This is a genomic window from Streptomyces neyagawaensis (genome assembly GCF_023516595.1).
In the GTDB taxonomy this organism is placed as follows: Bacteria; Actinomycetota; Actinomycetes; order Streptomycetales; family Streptomycetaceae; genus Streptomyces; species Streptomyces neyagawaensis.
Window position 1 is genome coordinate 220,476 of sequence record NZ_JAMGBG010000027.1, and the last position, 15,350, is coordinate 235,825.

The following is a 15,350-nucleotide window of genomic DNA, read 5'->3' on the forward strand; positions in this document are numbered from 1 at the left end:
CGCCGAGCACGAGCAGTCCATCCACGTATCCCGCACACCCACGTGTGCGCGTTTTCCAGGGAGTTCACCCACATGAGCAAGCGGAACAGCCAGACGGCGAAGTCGGCGGCGCGCGAGCGGCTGCGGCTGGAGCGCGAGCGTCAGGCCAAGCGCGCGAAGGTCAGGCGGCAGGCGATCGTGGCGGCCTCGGTCGTCGCGGTCCTCGCGGCCGCCGGCGGTATCGGCTACGCCGTCGTGCAGACCGGCAAGCCCACCAAGTGGGAGGCCGCCGCCGAGGACACCGTGGTCAAGCCCGCCAACACCTCGGGCGAGAACGGCGCCACCGTCGTGATCGGCGACTCCAAGACCGCCAACGTCGTCCACCTGTACGAGGACCCGCGCTGCCCTGCCTGCGCCCAGTTCGAGCAGACGGTCGGTGAGACGGTCGACAAGGGCATGGAGGACGGCGACTACAAGCTGTCCTTCACCCTCGGCACCTTCCTCGACGACAAGCTCAGCGGCGAGGGCTCGAAGAACGCGCTGAGCGCGCTGGGCGCCGCCCTGAACGTCAGCCCCGAGGCGTTCCTCGACTACAAGGCCGCGCTGTACTCCGCGAAGTACCACCCGGAGGAGACGACCGACAAGTTCGCCGACGACAGCTACCTGATCAAGGTGGCGAACACGGTGGACGCGCTGAAGAACAACAAGAAGTTCCAGGACGCCGTGGAGAAGGGCACCTACGACGCCTGGGCGATGAGGATGAGCAAGTCCTTCGACAACGCCAAGGGCGTCCAGTCGACCCCCACCATCAAGATCAACGACAAGACGGTCGGCAACCCGTCCTCGGTCGCCGACTGGGAGAAGTCCCTGAAGGACGCGGGCGTCACCAAGTAACGCCCGCGTCCGCGCCGTTCGCCGTGGGGCGGGCGGGTGTTCCCGGAGGCCGCCAGGAACACCCGCCCGTACGGCCCGCCCGCGGCACGGGGCCGCCGGAGGCAGCGGAGGGCACGGCGAAGGGCGCGGTGGAGGACCCGGAAGGGCCCGGCGGGCGCCGGCCGCGCTACGGGGCGATGTACGGCTTGACGCGCTTGCGGTAGTCCTCGGGGCGCACCTCGTTGTAGTACTTGTTCGCGTCCTCGCCCTTCGAGGTGAGGATGTAGTACGGGCACTCGTCGGACTCGGCCTTGCCGGTGTACGTGTACTGCTCCTTGCCGGTGCGCGCCTCGACCACCCGCAGCCGGTACGTGGTGTTGTACGTCTTGATCTTCAGCGGCTTGCCGTCGGCCTCCATGTCGCACACCTTGCCGGTCGCGGTGGCCTTGGTGCGCTCGACGCAGACGACCAGTTCGGCCTTCTCCGGCTTGTCCATGTAGTCGAGGAACCAGCCCTTGGGGAAGTCACCGTCGGAGGGCACGCTGCTCGTCCAGCCGTCGTCGTCGCCGTCGCTGCGCATGAGTTGCGCCGGGTGCACGGACTTCTTCGCACGGTCGTAGGCCGGCAGCCCCTTGAAGCCGAGCCCGTCGGAGCAGACCCGCTCCAGGTCCTGGGTGGTCACCGGCACCTCGGGCGTGTCCGCCGCGGCCCCGCCCGACGACGACCCGCCGCCGCTGCCCGCTCCCGTGGACCCGGTGGACGACGAACACCCGCACAGGGCCACGCCCAGTACCCCGGCGACGGCCCACATCCGGGCACCCTGCATGACGACCTCCCAGCACGACGGTTAAAGCGGCAGGCAGGGCATGTCCCCCCAGGTCATGCCCTGTCCCCCTGCCCTGCCGGTAGCAAGCGTGCCCCGGCGCCGGGCCCCCGGCCATCGGGGAAGATCCCCCATATAGTTGTGCGGCCCCTGTGAACACGGGTACTAACCTGTACGCCTCGAAGGCGTATTCGACGTGGCGCAGGGAGCCTTGAGGTGTCGTCGTTCTCATCACTGTCGGCGCCCGCGCTGGTCGGCAGGGAGGCGGAGCGGGACCTTCTGACCGCCGCCGTACGGGCGGCCCGCGAGGGGCGGGGCGCGTCGGTGTTCGTGCTCGGCGAGCCCGGCATCGGGAAGTCCCGGCTCGTCGAGGAGGCCGCGGCCGCCGCGGCGCGCTCCGGAGCGCGCGTACTGCGCGGGCGGGCGGCGTCCGCGGGGCGCGCCGTGCCGCTGCGTCCGCTCGCGGAGGCCGTGTTCTCCGCGTTGCGCGGGGAGGGCGCGCCCTCGGACGGTGACCTCGGCCTCTACGAACCCCTGCTGTCCCGGCTGTGCGGGCTGGCTCCGGAGGACGGGGCACCCCTGGTCGGGTACGCCGAGGCGGTGTTGAGGCTCCTGGCGGTACTGGGGCGCGACGGTGGCTGTGTGCTGGTGCTGGAGGACCTGCACGACGCGGACGCCGACACCCTCGCCATCGTCGACTATCTGGCCGACAACCTCACCGGCCAACGGGCCGTCCTGCTGGCCACGTTGCGCGGCGAGCCCGGTCCCGCCCTCGACCTGGCCGAGGCGGCGGCGTCCCGCCGCACCGCCCGTTCGCTGCGGCTCGCCCGTCTCGGGCCGGCCGGCACCGCCGAGTTGGCCGCCCGCTGTCTCGGCCACGGTGATGCCGACGAGGTGCCCGCGGCCGTACTGGAGCGGCTGCACGCCGTCTCCGAGGGCGTCCCGTTCGTGGTGGAGGAACTCCTGCGGGCCATGGTCGACGGCGGCAGCCTCGTCCGGGACGGCGCCGCCGGCTGGACGGTCACCGGTTCCCTCGACGCCGGGGTCCCCGCGACCGTCGCCGCCGCCGTGCTGCAACGCGTGGACCGGCTGGCGGCGCCCGGTGTGGCCCTCCTGGAGGCGGCGGCGGTCCTCGGCAGACGGTTCCCGGTGGACATCGCGGCGCGTGTCGCCGGCCTCGACCGCGCCACCGCCCTCACCCACCTGCGCCACGCGGCCCACGCCGACCTGGTCTCCGGCGGCTCCCCGGCGGGCGAGCCCGGCTGGCATGCCTTCCGCCACGCCCTGACCGCCGACGCCATCGCCCACCGCCTCCTCCCGACCGAACGAGCCGCCCTCTGCCTCGCCGCCGCCGACGCGATCGAGTCGGTACGGGACACGACGGGACGGCTGCCGGGGGCTTCGGGGCACACGGAGGACGAGGGCCCGCGCCACGCGGACACGCGGCACGAGGACACGCAGTTCGAGGGTACGGAGGACGAGGGCACCCGACACGCCGGAGCAGGGCACGAGAGCGCACGACACGCCCGAACGCGGCAGGTGACCGCACCCCACACGGGGACGCGCCACGAGGACGCATGGCCCACCGGGACGCGCCACGCGGGCGTCCCCAACGAACCGCACGGGCTCATCGGTGGGGAGGCCGGGGACGATCTCGACCGGCTGGCCGCCGAGTTGTGTGTCGCCGGTGGCCGGCGGGCACGGGCGGCCGTCCTGCTCACCCGGGCGGGGCGGCAGGCCGTCGCGCGCGGCGCGCTGCTGACCGCGGTGGAACTCCTCGACCGGGGCCTGGAGTTGACCTCGGGCGCACCGGACACCCCGCCCGAGGCCGTGGCCGGGCTGTTGGAGGAACTGCTCCGCACCCTGGTCCTCACCGGTGACGTCCGGCGCGTGCCGGAGCTCGGGGACCGTCTGGACGACGTACTGACCGCGTCGGGCGCGCCGAACACCCGGCGGGTGGCGGGCTTCGTGACCCGGGCCAGGGCCGCGGCAACGGCACAGCAGTGGGAGGAGGGGCTGGCCACCGTACGGCGGGCGAGGGAACTGCTCGGCGACGACCCGGACCCTGGTTCGCGCGCCTCCCTGGACGCGGTCGCCGCCCACCTGGTCCTCAACTCGCGGCGCCCCGACCGGTTGGAGTCCGCCCGCGCCCTCGCCGAGGGAGCCGTCGCCACCGCGGAGGCGGTCGGGCTGCCGGAGGTGAGCTGCAAGGCGCTGAACATGCTCGGCTACTGTCTGCGGCCCCAGAGCCTCGCCGAGGCGGAGGAGACGTTCGCCCGTCTGGTGGCGACGGCCGAGGCCCATGCCCTGCCCGTGTGGCGCATCCGCGGTCTGCTGGAACTCGGTGTGCTCGACCGGCTGCGGTTCACCGGCACGGACCGTCTGACGGCCGCGCGGCGGGCGGCCGAGGAGACGGGCGCGACGCTCATGACAGCCTGGGCCGACATGCATCTGACGCTCGCTCATGTGCTGCGCGACGAACCGGACCGGGCGGTGGAGTCCGCCCGGCGGCTGCGGGAGACGGCCCGGCGGCTGCGGCTGCGCGAGGTGGAGCTGATCGGGATCGGCGTGGACGGCGTCGTCGCCGCCGCGCTCGGTGAACGCGAGCGCCTCCAGAGTGCCCTGGACGCCCTGCGGAACGCGCTGGCCGGCCGGAGCGCGGGGGCGGTCTGGGGCTACGACACCTCCGTGTGGGGCTGGGCCCAGGGCATCTGCTCCCTGATGCGGGAGGAACACGATCGGGCGCTGGCCGAGTTCACGGAGGCGGACCACGTCATGCGGGCGCTGCCCAGCACTCGGGGGGTCGGCGGCTTCCTGGGGCCGTATCTGCTGCTGCGCACCCTGAAGGGCACGGTCGGCTGGGCGGAGCTGGAGGGCCCCGGCACGGGCCGGCTCGCCCAGGTCCACTGGGACCGGCCCTTCGTCGGCTGGTCCCGGGCCGTGCTGCTGGGCCGCGAGGGCAGGGCCGCCGAGGCCGCGAAGTCCGCGGAGGAGGCCCTGGTCGGGACCGAGTCCATTCCCCTCGCCGCCCACCTGTGTCTGCGTCTGGGCGCCGGGGCGGCCCTCGCCGACGGCTGGGGCCGGCCGGTCGAATGGCTGCGCTCCACCGAGCAGTTCTTCCATGACCGGGGGACCACCCGGGTGTCGGCGGCGTGCCGCGCGCTGCTGCGTGACGCGGGCTCCGCCGTGCCCCGGCGCCGCCAGGGCCACGACACGATCCCGGCGGAACTGCGGAGGACGGGGGTGACGGCCCGGGAGTACGAGGTGCTCCGGCTGCTCGGCCGCCGCTTCGGCAACCAGGAGATCGCCGAGCATCTCTTCCTCTCCCCGCGCACCGTCGAGAAGCACCTGGCGAGCCTGCGCAACCGCACCGGCTGCGCCGACCGAGCCGCGCTGATCGCCCTGGCCCGCAGGTACGCCGACGGACGGTGACCGGGCAGACCATCGACCAACAGGGCACCGCGATCTGAACATTGGGCGGATTTCGCGTCATACGCCTTACCCAAACCTCTACTGATCAGTAATCTCATCCGCCGTGACCAGTCGCAGATCTCACTCCAACTCCGGTGTCCCCGCCGACCCCAGAGGCATGTCGCCCGCTCAGCCGGGCCTCTCCTCCTCCGCCCCGCGCCGCCGTACGGTCGTCAAGGCGGCCGCCGCGGGCGCGGTCCTCGCGGCCCCGCTGACCGCCGCGTTCCCCGCGAGCGCCGCCGACGCCCCCGCGTTCCTGCACGGTGTAGCCTCCGGCGATCCGCTGCCCGACGGTGTCCTGCTGTGGACCCGTGTGACGCCCACTCCGGAGGCCGTACCCGGCTCGGGGCTGGGCCCGGACGTCGAGGTCGGCTGGACCGTCGCCCTGGACAAGGCGTTCACGAATGTCGTGGCCAAGGGTTCGGTCACCGCGACCGCCGACTCCGACCACACCGTGAAGGCGGACGTCCGCGGTCTCGCCCCGGCCACCGACTACTGGTTCCGCTTCTCGGCCGGCGGCACCGACTCGCCCGCCGCCCGCACCCGTACGGCACCCGCCGCCGACGCCGCCCCGGCGGGGCTGCGCTTCGGAGTGGTCTCCTGCGCCAACTGGGAGGGCGGCCACTTCGCCGCCTATCGCCATCTGGCCGCCCGCGGCGACCTGGACGCCTGGATCCACCTGGGCGACTACATCTACGAGTACGGCACCGGCCAGTACGCCACCCGTGGCAAGGTCGTCCGACCGCACGCGCCGACCCACGAGATCGTCTCCCTCGCCGACTACCGCGTCCGGCACGCCCGTTACAAGACGGACCCCGACCTCCAGGCCCTGCACGCGGTCGCGCCGGTCATCGCCATCTGGGACGACCACGAGATCGCCAACGACGCCTGGTCGGGCGGCGCCGAGAACCACACCGAGGGCACGGAGGGCTCCTGGGCGGCCCGTCAGTCGGCGGCCAAGCGGGCGTACTTCGAGTGGATGCCGGTGCGCCCGGCGATCGCCGGCACCACCTACCGGCGGCTGCGCTTCGGCAAGCTCGCCGACCTCTCGTTGCTCGACCTGCGCTCCTACCGCTCCCAGCAGGTGGGCGTCGGCAACGGCCAGGTCGACGACCCGAACCGTACGCTGACGGGCCGGGCCCAGCTCGACTGGCTGAAGACGGGGCTGAAGTCCTCCGACACGACCTGGCGTCTGGTCGGCAACTCGGTGATGATCGCCCCGTTCGCCCTCGGCAACCTCACCGCCGATCTGCTGGGACCGCTGACCGAGCTGCTCGGTCTGCCGAAGGAGGGCCTCGCCCTCAACCCCGACCAGTGGGACGGCTACACCGACGACCGCCGTGAACTCCTCGCCCACCTGCGGGAGAACGCCATCCGCAACACGGTCTTCCTCACCGGCGACATCCACATGGCCTGGGCCAACGATGTGCCGGTCAACGCCGGTACGTACCCGCTGTCGGCGTCCGCGGCCACCGAGTTCGTCGTCACCTCGGTCACCTCGGACAACCTCGACGACCTCGTGAAGGTCCCCGAGGGCACCGTCTCCGCGGTGGCCTCCCCCCTGATCCGCGCCGCCAACCGGCATGTCCACTGGGTCGACACCGACCGGCACGGCTACGGCGTCCTCGACATCACCGCCGCGCGGGCGCAGATGGACTTCTACGTCCTGTCCGACCGGACGAAGCCCGACGCGAGGTCGTCGTGGGCGCGCTCGTACCGGACGCGGAGCGGGACGCAGAAGGTGGAGCGGACGTACGACCCGGTGTAGTCCGGAGCACCCTCGGGCCCCGGGGGGCATGCTCCGGCCGTCAGAGGGTGTCGAGGAAGCCGAGTGCCACCCGCCAGGTGGCCTCGGCGGCCTCCTCGTCGAAGTCGGGCAGGTCGAAGTCGGTGTAGAGGTGGCCCGCGCCGGGGTAGCGGTAGATCTCCACGTCGGCGCCGGCCTTGCGCATCTGGAGGTACCAGGCGCTCAACCAGTCGTCCGTCTCGAACGCGTCCGGCTCGGCGACGTGGAGCTGCACGGGCAGGTTGTCGACGGACGCGGTGGCCGCGATGTCCGACGTACCGTGCAGGAGCAGCAGCCCGCGGGCCTTGGCGTCGCCCAGGGCCAGGGTCTGCGCGGTGGCCGCGCCGAGGGAGAACCCGGCGTAGACGAGCCCTCGCTCCGAGTAGGGGGCGGCGGCCAGGACGGCCCGCTTGAGCAGCTCCTCCTTGCCCAGCTCCTCGTTGAAGGCCATGCCCTCCTCGACCGTGTCGAAGGTCCGTCCGTCGAAGAGGTCGGGGGTCCACACCTCGTGCCCGGCGGCCCGCAACCCGGCCGCGGCCCGGTGGACCGCGGGTCGCAGGCCGTAGGTCGAGTGGAACAGCATGATGTTCATGAGGCCATGGTGCCAGCCGGGTACGACAGCGGCTCGCGGCCCCGTACCCCGAGCGCGGCCGAAGTCACATGTTCATGACCCCGCGAGGGCGGTTACGTTCGAAGGCATGGAGAACCTACTCCGCCCACTGATCGTCATCGGTGGTTCGGTCGTCCTGACACTCGTCATCGGCTGGACCACCGACCTTCTGCTGCGCAAGGCGGACCAGCGGCACCACGAGACACCTCTGTGGGGCCTGCTGCGCCGCGGCCGCATCCCCTACCAGCTGGTCCTGTGCGCGGCCTTCCTCAGAGCGACGTACGACGAGGCGCAACTGCTGGAGCAGTACCGGACCACGATCGGCCGTGCCCTGACGCTGGTGCTGATCGGCGCCACGGCCTGGCTGGTGATCCGCATCGCGGCGGCGGTGGTGGAGACCTCGTACAGCAGGTACGCCCGCGTCCACCGTGACCCGGCCCGGGTGCGCCGGGTGCGGACCCAGGTGACGCTCATCATGCGGGTGGTCTCCGCGATCGTCGGTGTGGTCGCCGCGGCGGCCATGCTGCTGACCTTCCCGGCGATGCGGGCCGCGGGCGCCTCCCTGCTGGCCTCGGCGGGCCTGCTGGGCATCGTCGCCGGTATCGCCGCGCAGTCCACGCTGAGCAACCTGTTCGCGGGGCTCCAGATCGCCTTCGGCGACATGGTCCGCCTCGGGGACGTGGTCGTCGTGGAGGGCGAGTGGGGGACGGTCGACGAGATCACCCTCACGTTCCTGACCGTGCGGACCTGGGACGAGCGCCGGATCACTATGCCCGTGTCGTACTTCACGGCGAAGCCGTTCGAGAACTGGTCGCGCGGTGGCGCCCAGATGACCGGCACGGTCTTCCTGCACGTCGACCACGCCGCTCCGCTGCCCGCGATGCGGGAGAAGCTCCGCGACATCCTGCGGGAGTGCCCGGCGTGGGACGGCCGGCACTACGACCTGACCGTCACCGACTCGACGCCGTCGACGATGGAGGTCCGCGCCCTGGTCACCGCCAAGGACCCGGACGACCTGTGGACGGTCCGCGTCACGGTCCGCGAACAGCTGGTCCGCTGGCTGGCCGAGACCCACCCGTACGCCCTCCCGAGGGTCAACACGGCCGACGCGGTGCTGCCCCCGACCCACCCGCGTCCCGACGCCCACCTCCCCCGCCCCACCCGGTCCCGGGTCCACGAACCACCGAGGTCGACGGGAAGGTGACACCCCGGGGCCACGGCAGAGCCGAGGACCACGGCGGGTGGCCGTACAGGTGGCCGGTGGTTCTGGAGGAGCGGCGCGTGGCGTCTCCCTCCGGGAGCCTGCGGACGGACCGGACCGGGACGCACGGCGGGTGCCTGCGCGGAGAGCGCGGGCACCCGCCGTCCGCCGTTCGCGATGCGCCCGGCTCCGCCCTCAGTGCCCCCTCTCCGCGCCCCCGTTGACCTGGAGGATCTGGGCGGTGATGTGGCCGGCGCCCGGGGAGGCGAGCCAGTGCAGGGTGTCGGCGACGTCGGCCGGTGTGCCGGCCCGGCCCGTGGACGTCTCGGCGACGAGCCGCGCCCGCCGGGCCTCCTGTATCGCCCCGCCGAAGAACTCGGTGTCCTCGATGTAGCCCGGCGCCACGACGTTCACCGTGATCCCCCGGGACCCCAACTCCCGCGCCAGGTCGAAGGCGTACGGATGCAGCGCCGCCTTGGACGCGGCGTACGCCCCGCTCCCCGAGCCCCGGTACGCGGCGATGGACGAAAGGAACAGCACCCGCCCGCCGGGCGAGGCGAGCCGCTCCCGCAGCGCCTCCGTGAGCAGCACGGCGGTCAGCGTGTTGAGCCGGAAGTTGACCTGCCAGTCGTGCGCGACGGTGTCGAGCGGATCGTCCCCCTCCGCCGCGGGCTCCAGCCCGCCGTTGCCGCCAGCACTGTGGATCAGCACGTCCACGGTCCCGAACTCACGCCCGACGAACTCGGCGACTCCCCGCACCCTCTCCGCGTCGGCGAGGTCCGCCGCGTACGTCAGGGCCCGGTCCACCCCCGCCTTCTCCAACACCTCGGCCCGCCGCCCGAGCAACAGGACCCGATCCCCGCTCTCGGCGAACGCCCGCGCCGCCGCGAGCCCGATTCCCGTACCGCCACCACTGATCACCACATTGCGTGCCATGCCCCGACCCTACGAAACGGATCACCCGGTCACCGCAGGCTCCGCACATCCAGATGCCGCAGCACCCGGTCCACCACCTCGGGATCCGCCCCCGGCTCACTCCGCGCGGCCAGCACCTCGTGCCGGGCCGCGCTCAGCATCTCCCCCTGGATCCGCCGCATCCTCCGCAGCCACCGCACCCGCTGCTCGTGCCCTGCCCGCCGTTCGTCCTCCGCCACGTCGGGACTGATCCGCACCCCGATCTCGAAGGCCCGCCGCAGCAACCGCTCGGCCATCTCCTCGGGGAGTTCCTCCTCGTCCTCGATCTCCTTCAGCCGCCGCTTCGCCGCCTTCGCGGCCCGCACGGCCAGCGCCTTCTCGAACTCCTTCTCGGCTCCCTCGTCCGCCCGCACCCCCAACCGCCGTACGAGCCACGGCAGCGTCAGCCCCTGCAGCACCAGCGTCGCCATGATCACGCCGAACGCGATGAACACGATCTCGTCCCGGTCGGGAAAGGGCCTCCCGTCCGACGTCTCCAGGGGAATCGCCAGCGCCAGCGCCACGGACGCCACGCCCCGCATCCCCGACCACCACATCACCACGGTCTCGCGCCACGACATCGGGATCTCCTCGTCGTAGTCGCGCTTGGCGTGCAGCCGCCGCGCGAGCCAGGTGGCCGGCAGCAGCCACAGCAGCCGTACGAGGACCACGACGGCCACGACCGCCGCCGCCCAGCCCAGCATGTCGGCCCATCGCCCGGACGCCGTCCTGAGCGCGTTGTGCAGCTCCAGCCCGATCAACCCGAACGCGACGCCCGTGACCAGCGTGTCCACGACGTCCCAGACGGTGTGCCCGGCGAGCCGCGTCATGACGTCGTCGGCGCCGAGCGCGTACTCCGCGAGGAACAGCGCGGTGGTGAGCACGGCGAGCACCCCGGACCCGTGCAGTTCCTCGGCCAACACGTACGACGCGTACGGCACGAGGAGGGTCAGCCCGATCTGCAGCGTGGCGTCGTCGAGGAGGTCCATCAGCTTGTTGGCCGCCCAGCCGAGGGCGAGCCCCACGGCGACGGCCACGACACCGGAGAGCACCAGCTGGAGCGCGGCGTGGGGCAGCGAGAAGGAGCCGCTGACGACGGCGGCGATCGCCACGTGGTACAGCACGATGGCGGTCACGTCGTTGAACAGGCCCTCGCCCTCCAGGATCGACACCAGCCTCCGAGGCAGCCCGAGTTGACCGGCCACGGCCGTCGCCGCCACCGGGTCCGGCGGTGCGACCAGCGCGCCCAGCGCCACGGCGGCGGCGATGGGCAGCCCGGGCACGATCGCCTGGGCGACGGCGGCCACCGCGGCGGTGGTCACGAACACCAGCGCCACGGCCAGCAGGAAGATCGGCCGCCGGTTGGCGGCGAACTGCCGCCAGGAGGTCCGCCGCACCGCCGCGTACAGCAACGGCGGCAGTACCAGGGGCAGGATGAAATCCGGCGGGATGTCGATGTTGGGCACGAAGCCCGGCAGGGCGAGGGAGATCCCGAGCAGCGTCATCAGCACCGGCGCCGGCAGCCCGAGCCGCTCCCCCACCGGCACACTCAGCACGGCCCCCAACAACAGGACGAACAACAGGGCCAACTGATCCACGCTGAGCACCCCGACGAGGTCTAGACGATTACCTCAACAGCCCCCCAGAGTGCCACGCCCCCCACATCCCACCCATTCCGCCCCGTGGCCCCACGTACCCGGCACGGGGAGTCGGGCCCCCGGGGATCGGCCCTACAGCGACCGCCGCATCGCCCGGTGCGGTATCCCGGCGTCCGGGAACTCCGGCCCGTACGCCTCGTACCCCAGCCGCTCGTAGAACCCCAGCGCATGCGTCTGCGCGCCCAGTTGCACCGAGGTCAGGCCCCGCGCGCGTGCCGCGTCCTCGACGGCCCGCACGAGCGCGACGCCCACACCCAGCCCGCGGGCCGCCGGCACGACCGCCAGCCGCCCTAGCGAGCCGACGCCCGGCTCCCCACCGGTCTTGCCGGCGGCGGCCGCTCCGTGGAGCAGCCGACCGGCGCCGAGCGGCACCCCGTCGTCCCGCACGGCGAGCACATGCACGGCCACCTCGTCGTACGCGTCGTACTCGAGGTCCTCCGGCACGCCCTGCTCCACGACGAAGACCTCCTTGCGCACCGCGAAGCACATGGCGCGGTCGGCGGGGTCGTCGGCCACACGCACGGCGTACGCCACCGGCTCCGGGCTCGCGGGCACGTCGCTCACGCGTACGTCTCCTCCCGCACCTTGTCGAGGGCCTTCTGCAGATCGGCCAGGTAGTCGCTCGCGAACTCGACCCACTGCCCGTCCCCGGGGTGCTCGAAGCCCAGCCGGACCGCGTGCAGCCACTGGCGGGTGAGGCCGAGGCGCTTGGCGAGCGTCGGGTCGGCGCCGTACGTCAGGTCGCCCACGCACGGGTGCCGGTGGGCGGACATGTGGACGCGGATCTGGTGCGTGCGCCCGGTCTCCAGCTTGATGTCGAGCAGGGAGGCGGCGCGGAACGCCTCCACCAGGTCGTAGTGCGTGACGGACGGCTTGCCCTCGGCGATGACCGCCCACTTGTAGTCGTGGTTCGGGTGCCGCCCGATGGGCGCGTCGATGGTGCCGCTGGTGGGGTCGGGGTGGCCCTGGACGAGCGTGTGGTACCGCTTGTCGACGGTCCGCTCCTTGAACTGGCGCTTCAGGAACGTGTACGCGTACTCGGACTTGGCGACCACCATCAGGCCCGACGTGCCCACGTCGAGCCGGTGGACGATGCCCTGGCGCTCGGCGGCGCCGGACGTCGAGATCCGGTACCCGGCGGCGGCGAGTCCGCCGATGACGGTCGGCCCGGACCAGCCGGGGCTGGGGTGCGCGGCCACACCGACCGGCTTGACGATCACGACCACGTCGTCGTCGTCGTGCACGATCTCCATGCCCTCGACCGGCTCGGCCACCACCTGCACCGGCGCGGGCGCCTGCGGCATCTCGACCTCCAGCCAGGCCCCGCCGTGCACCCGCTCCGATTTGCCGACCACCGACCCGTCGACCGCGACCTTCCCCGCGGCGGCGAGCTCCGCGGCCTTGGTACGGGAGAAGCCGAACATGCGGGAGATGGCGGCGTCGACGCGCTCGCCCTCCAGGCCGTCGGGCACGGGCAGGGTACGGATCTCGGGAAGCGTGCTCACCCGTCGAGTATGCCGGACCGCCACGACACGCCCGACCGCGCCTGTGGAAAACTCCCCCGACCCCGGCCGTGCCCGGGGCGCTCAGTCCTTGTGGACGGTGCCGTCCGGGTCGAGCCCGCGGAAGGACAGCAGCACGATCAGGATGCCGCCGCACACGATCGCCGAGTCCGCCAGGTTGAACACGGCGAAGCCCTTGGGTGCGATGAAGTCGACGACCGCGCCCTCGAAGACACCCGGCGAACGGAAGATCCGGTCGGTGAGGTTGCCCAGCGCGCCGCCCAGCAGCAGGCCGAGCGCGATCGCCCAGGGCAGGCTGTAGAGCTTGCGCGCGAGCCGGGCGATCACCACGATCACGATCGCCGCGATCATCGTGAAGATGATCGTGAAGGCCTCGCCGAAGCCGAAAGCGGCGCCCGCGTTGCGGATCGCCTCGAACTTCAGCCAGTCCCCGATGATCTCGATCGGCTCGTGGTGCTCCAGTCTGGCGACCACGATCATCTTGCTGACCAGGTCGAGCACGTACGCCAGCGCGGCGACCCCGAACAGCACGGCGATGCGGCGCTTGCCGCGCGGGCGCGCGGACGCGTCGGTCCGCGCCGCGTCCGCGCCGTTCCCGTCGTCGGCCTGCTCCGGGTCCGTGCCCGCCGCCTCTGGGATGTCCGGCGTACCGATGATGCGCTCCGCCTCTGCCACGTGAGTCCCTCAACCTAGGTTCCTGACTGAGGACAAAGGTACGACACGACCTCCGGGGACCAGGGGCTCAGTCGGGGATCACTACCGCCGTTCCTGCTTCTGCTTGCACTCGACGCACAGCGTGGCCCTCGGGAAGGCCTGCATGCGCGCCTTGCCGATCGGGTTGCCGCAGCTCTCGCAGAGGCCGTACGTGCCCGTGGCGAGCCGTTCCAGGGCGCGCTCGGTCTGGTCGAGCATCTCGCGCGCGTTGTGGGCCAGCGCCATCTCGTGCTCGCGCGTGATGTTCTTGGCGCCGGTGTCGGCCTGGTCGTCGCCCGCGCCGTCGCCGGAGTCCCGCATCAGACCCGTGAGCGACTTCTCGGAGGCGTCCAGCTCCGCCCGCAGCCGCATCGCCTCGGACGTCAGCTCCGTGCGGGCCTCGGCGACCTCCTCCGGGCTCCAGGGGTCCTCACCGGGCCGTACCGCCAGCTCGCCGGGGTCCGCCGCGGCGGGCCGTGCCTTGGGGACGGCGGTGGGCTTCTTCGCCGCCGTAGCCGTACCAGGAGTGTTCTTCGCAACCACCGTCGTGGCTCCCGTCGTCTCGGCGGCCTCGGCCGCGCCCGCCTTCTCGGCCTCGCTCGTCGCGGAGGTGTTCCGGGCGGTGCTCTTCGTGGATGTGCTGCTCTTCGTGGCCGCCGTCTTCCCGGCGGCACCCTTCTTGGCCACCGCATCGGTGGCCGCGCTCTTCCCGGCCGCCGACCGCGCGGCGGCACTGTCCTTCCCGGCGGTCTTCCGGGCCGCTGTCTTCCTCACCACGGCCTTCTCCGCCGTGGTCTCCCGCGCCTCGGTCTCCTCGCCCTCGGCCTTCTTCCCCTCGGCCTTCTTTGCTGCGGTCTTCTTTGTTGCCGTCTTCTTGGCCGCGGTCTTCTTTGCTGCGGTCTTCCCCGCCGCGGTCTTCTTCCCCGGACTCCTCTTCGCCGCGCCCGTGCCGACGTCCTTCCTCCTCGTCACCCGCACGGCCCCGGCACCAGGCGTGCCCTCCTGATCGGCGCCGGACCTCGGCCCCACTGCGGCGGTCTTCGCGGCTCCCTTCTCCGCGGTCGTTCCCTCGGCGTCCGTCTTCCGGGCGCTCGTCCTGCTGGTGGCCGCCTTCGCTCCCGGGGTCGCGGGGACCCGCTTCTTGCCGCTCACATCCTTCGCCACCATGGCCGCGGCCCCTTCACATATTGTGATCTTGCACGCGAATCGTGCTGGGACGATAAATCGACCCGAGTCCCGCGGCAACGGGGCACACCACCCATTCCGGCCACCTCGCGACCGTCACGCAGCGAGCCTGCAAGCGTTGTGCCCAGCTCCCCGCCGGGTATTCCGCCCCGCCGCGGGTCCGGGGATCCGGACGTCCGGACCGCTCCATTCGGGTCACCCCGCAGGTCACCGCGCCACCCGGCCACCGAGCCCGCCGAAGGCCCCCGCCCGCCCCGCCACGGGCGCCGCAAAACCGGTCGGCCGCTGTCCGCCCGGCGCCGTACACTGGGCGCAGCGAAAAGCGTGGATGGGGACGAGTAGCGCCGTACGCAGCCAAGAGCGACCCGGGGACGGTGGAAGCCCGGGGGCGAGCGCGACGCGAAGATCACCCCGGAGCCGCCGGAAGAACGCCGAGACCCTCGGGACGCGGCCAGTAGACCCGGCATCGCGACCTCAATGAGGGGGCTCGTCACGGCGTACGACGCGACGACGGGCCAAGGAGGGTGGTACCGCGGGAGCGCGCCGCACACGGCGTACGCAGGATGAAGGCTCTCGTCCCTCCGACGGAAGGCA

At 72.5% G+C, this 15,350-nt stretch carries 12 protein-coding genes; 4 read left to right on the forward strand and 8 right to left on the reverse strand.

Annotated features, from left to right (window positions below; genetic code table 11):
* Nucleotides 1–72 precede the first annotated feature (72 nt).
* Nucleotides 73–873 (forward strand): DsbA family protein, encoded by an 801-nt coding sequence (locus tag M8J73_RS14855; protein ID WP_055537878.1) that lies wholly within the window; start codon nt 73–75, stop codon nt 871–873.
* Nucleotides 874–1,039: 166 nt separating this feature from the next.
* Here M8J73_RS14855 and M8J73_RS14860 read toward each other — a convergent pair whose 3' ends face one another.
* Nucleotides 1,040–1,678 (reverse strand): hypothetical protein, encoded by a 639-nt coding sequence (locus M8J73_RS14860; protein WP_055537879.1) that lies wholly within the window; start codon nt 1,676–1,678, stop codon nt 1,040–1,042.
* Nucleotides 1,679–1,891: 213 nt separating this feature from the next.
* On the opposite strand from M8J73_RS14860, the gene M8J73_RS14865 reads away from it, so the two are divergent.
* Together M8J73_RS14865 and M8J73_RS14870 are read left to right on the forward strand one after the other, a co-directional pair.
* Nucleotides 1,892–5,107, forward strand: coding sequence for a helix-turn-helix transcriptional regulator (locus tag M8J73_RS14865; protein ID WP_240501120.1), 3,216 nt, complete (start codon nt 1,892–1,894; stop codon nt 5,105–5,107).
* A 157-nt stretch (nt 5,108–5,264) separates the two neighbouring features.
* Entirely contained in the window at nt 5,265–6,914 is a 1,650-nt protein-coding gene (locus M8J73_RS14870; protein WP_055537881.1) for an alkaline phosphatase D family protein, read from the forward strand.
* Nucleotides 6,915–6,954: 40 nt separating this feature from the next.
* Here the strand turns inward: M8J73_RS14870 and M8J73_RS14875 are convergent, their stop codons facing one another.
* Entirely contained in the window at nt 6,955–7,524 is a 570-nt protein-coding gene (locus M8J73_RS14875) for a dienelactone hydrolase family protein (RefSeq protein ID WP_055537882.1), read from the reverse strand.
* 106 nt (nt 7,525–7,630) lie between these two features.
* Between M8J73_RS14875 and M8J73_RS14880 the strand changes: the two genes are divergently transcribed.
* Entirely contained in the window at nt 7,631–8,746 is a 1,116-nt protein-coding gene (locus tag M8J73_RS14880; RefSeq protein WP_249828699.1) for a mechanosensitive ion channel family protein, read from the forward strand.
* A gap of 192 nt (nt 8,747–8,938) precedes the next feature.
* On the opposite strand, the gene M8J73_RS14885 is transcribed toward M8J73_RS14880, so the two are convergent.
* From M8J73_RS14885 to M8J73_RS14910, 6 genes are all read right to left on the reverse strand, one after another.
* Nucleotides 8,939–9,679 carry an SDR family NAD(P)-dependent oxidoreductase gene (locus M8J73_RS14885; protein WP_055542500.1) on the reverse strand — a complete coding sequence of 247 codons (741 nt, stop codon included), beginning with the start codon at nt 9,677–9,679 and terminating at the stop codon, nt 8,939–8,941.
* Between the two features lie 29 nt (nt 9,680–9,708).
* On the reverse strand, nt 9,709–11,295 hold the full coding sequence (locus tag M8J73_RS14890; protein WP_055542501.1) for a Na+/H+ antiporter: 1,587 nt from the start codon (nt 11,293–11,295) through the stop codon (nt 9,709–9,711).
* A gap of 132 nt (nt 11,296–11,427) precedes the next feature.
* Nucleotides 11,428–11,844, reverse strand: a complete 417-nt coding sequence (locus tag M8J73_RS14895) for a GNAT family N-acetyltransferase (RefSeq protein WP_249828707.1) — start codon at nt 11,842–11,844, stop codon at nt 11,428–11,430.
* 71 nt (nt 11,845–11,915) lie between these two features.
* On the reverse strand, nt 11,916–12,860 hold the full coding sequence (locus M8J73_RS14900; protein ID WP_249828700.1) for an RluA family pseudouridine synthase: 945 nt from the start codon (nt 12,858–12,860) through the stop codon (nt 11,916–11,918).
* 81 nt (nt 12,861–12,941) lie between these two features.
* Entirely contained in the window at nt 12,942–13,553 is a 612-nt protein-coding gene (lspA, locus tag M8J73_RS14905) for a signal peptidase II (protein WP_249828701.1), read from the reverse strand.
* A gap of 81 nt (nt 13,554–13,634) precedes the next feature.
* On the reverse strand, nt 13,635–14,738 hold the full coding sequence (locus M8J73_RS14910) for a TraR/DksA family transcriptional regulator (protein ID WP_079055198.1): 1,104 nt from the start codon (nt 14,736–14,738) through the stop codon (nt 13,635–13,637).
* Between the last annotated feature and the right edge of the window lie 612 nt (nt 14,739–15,350).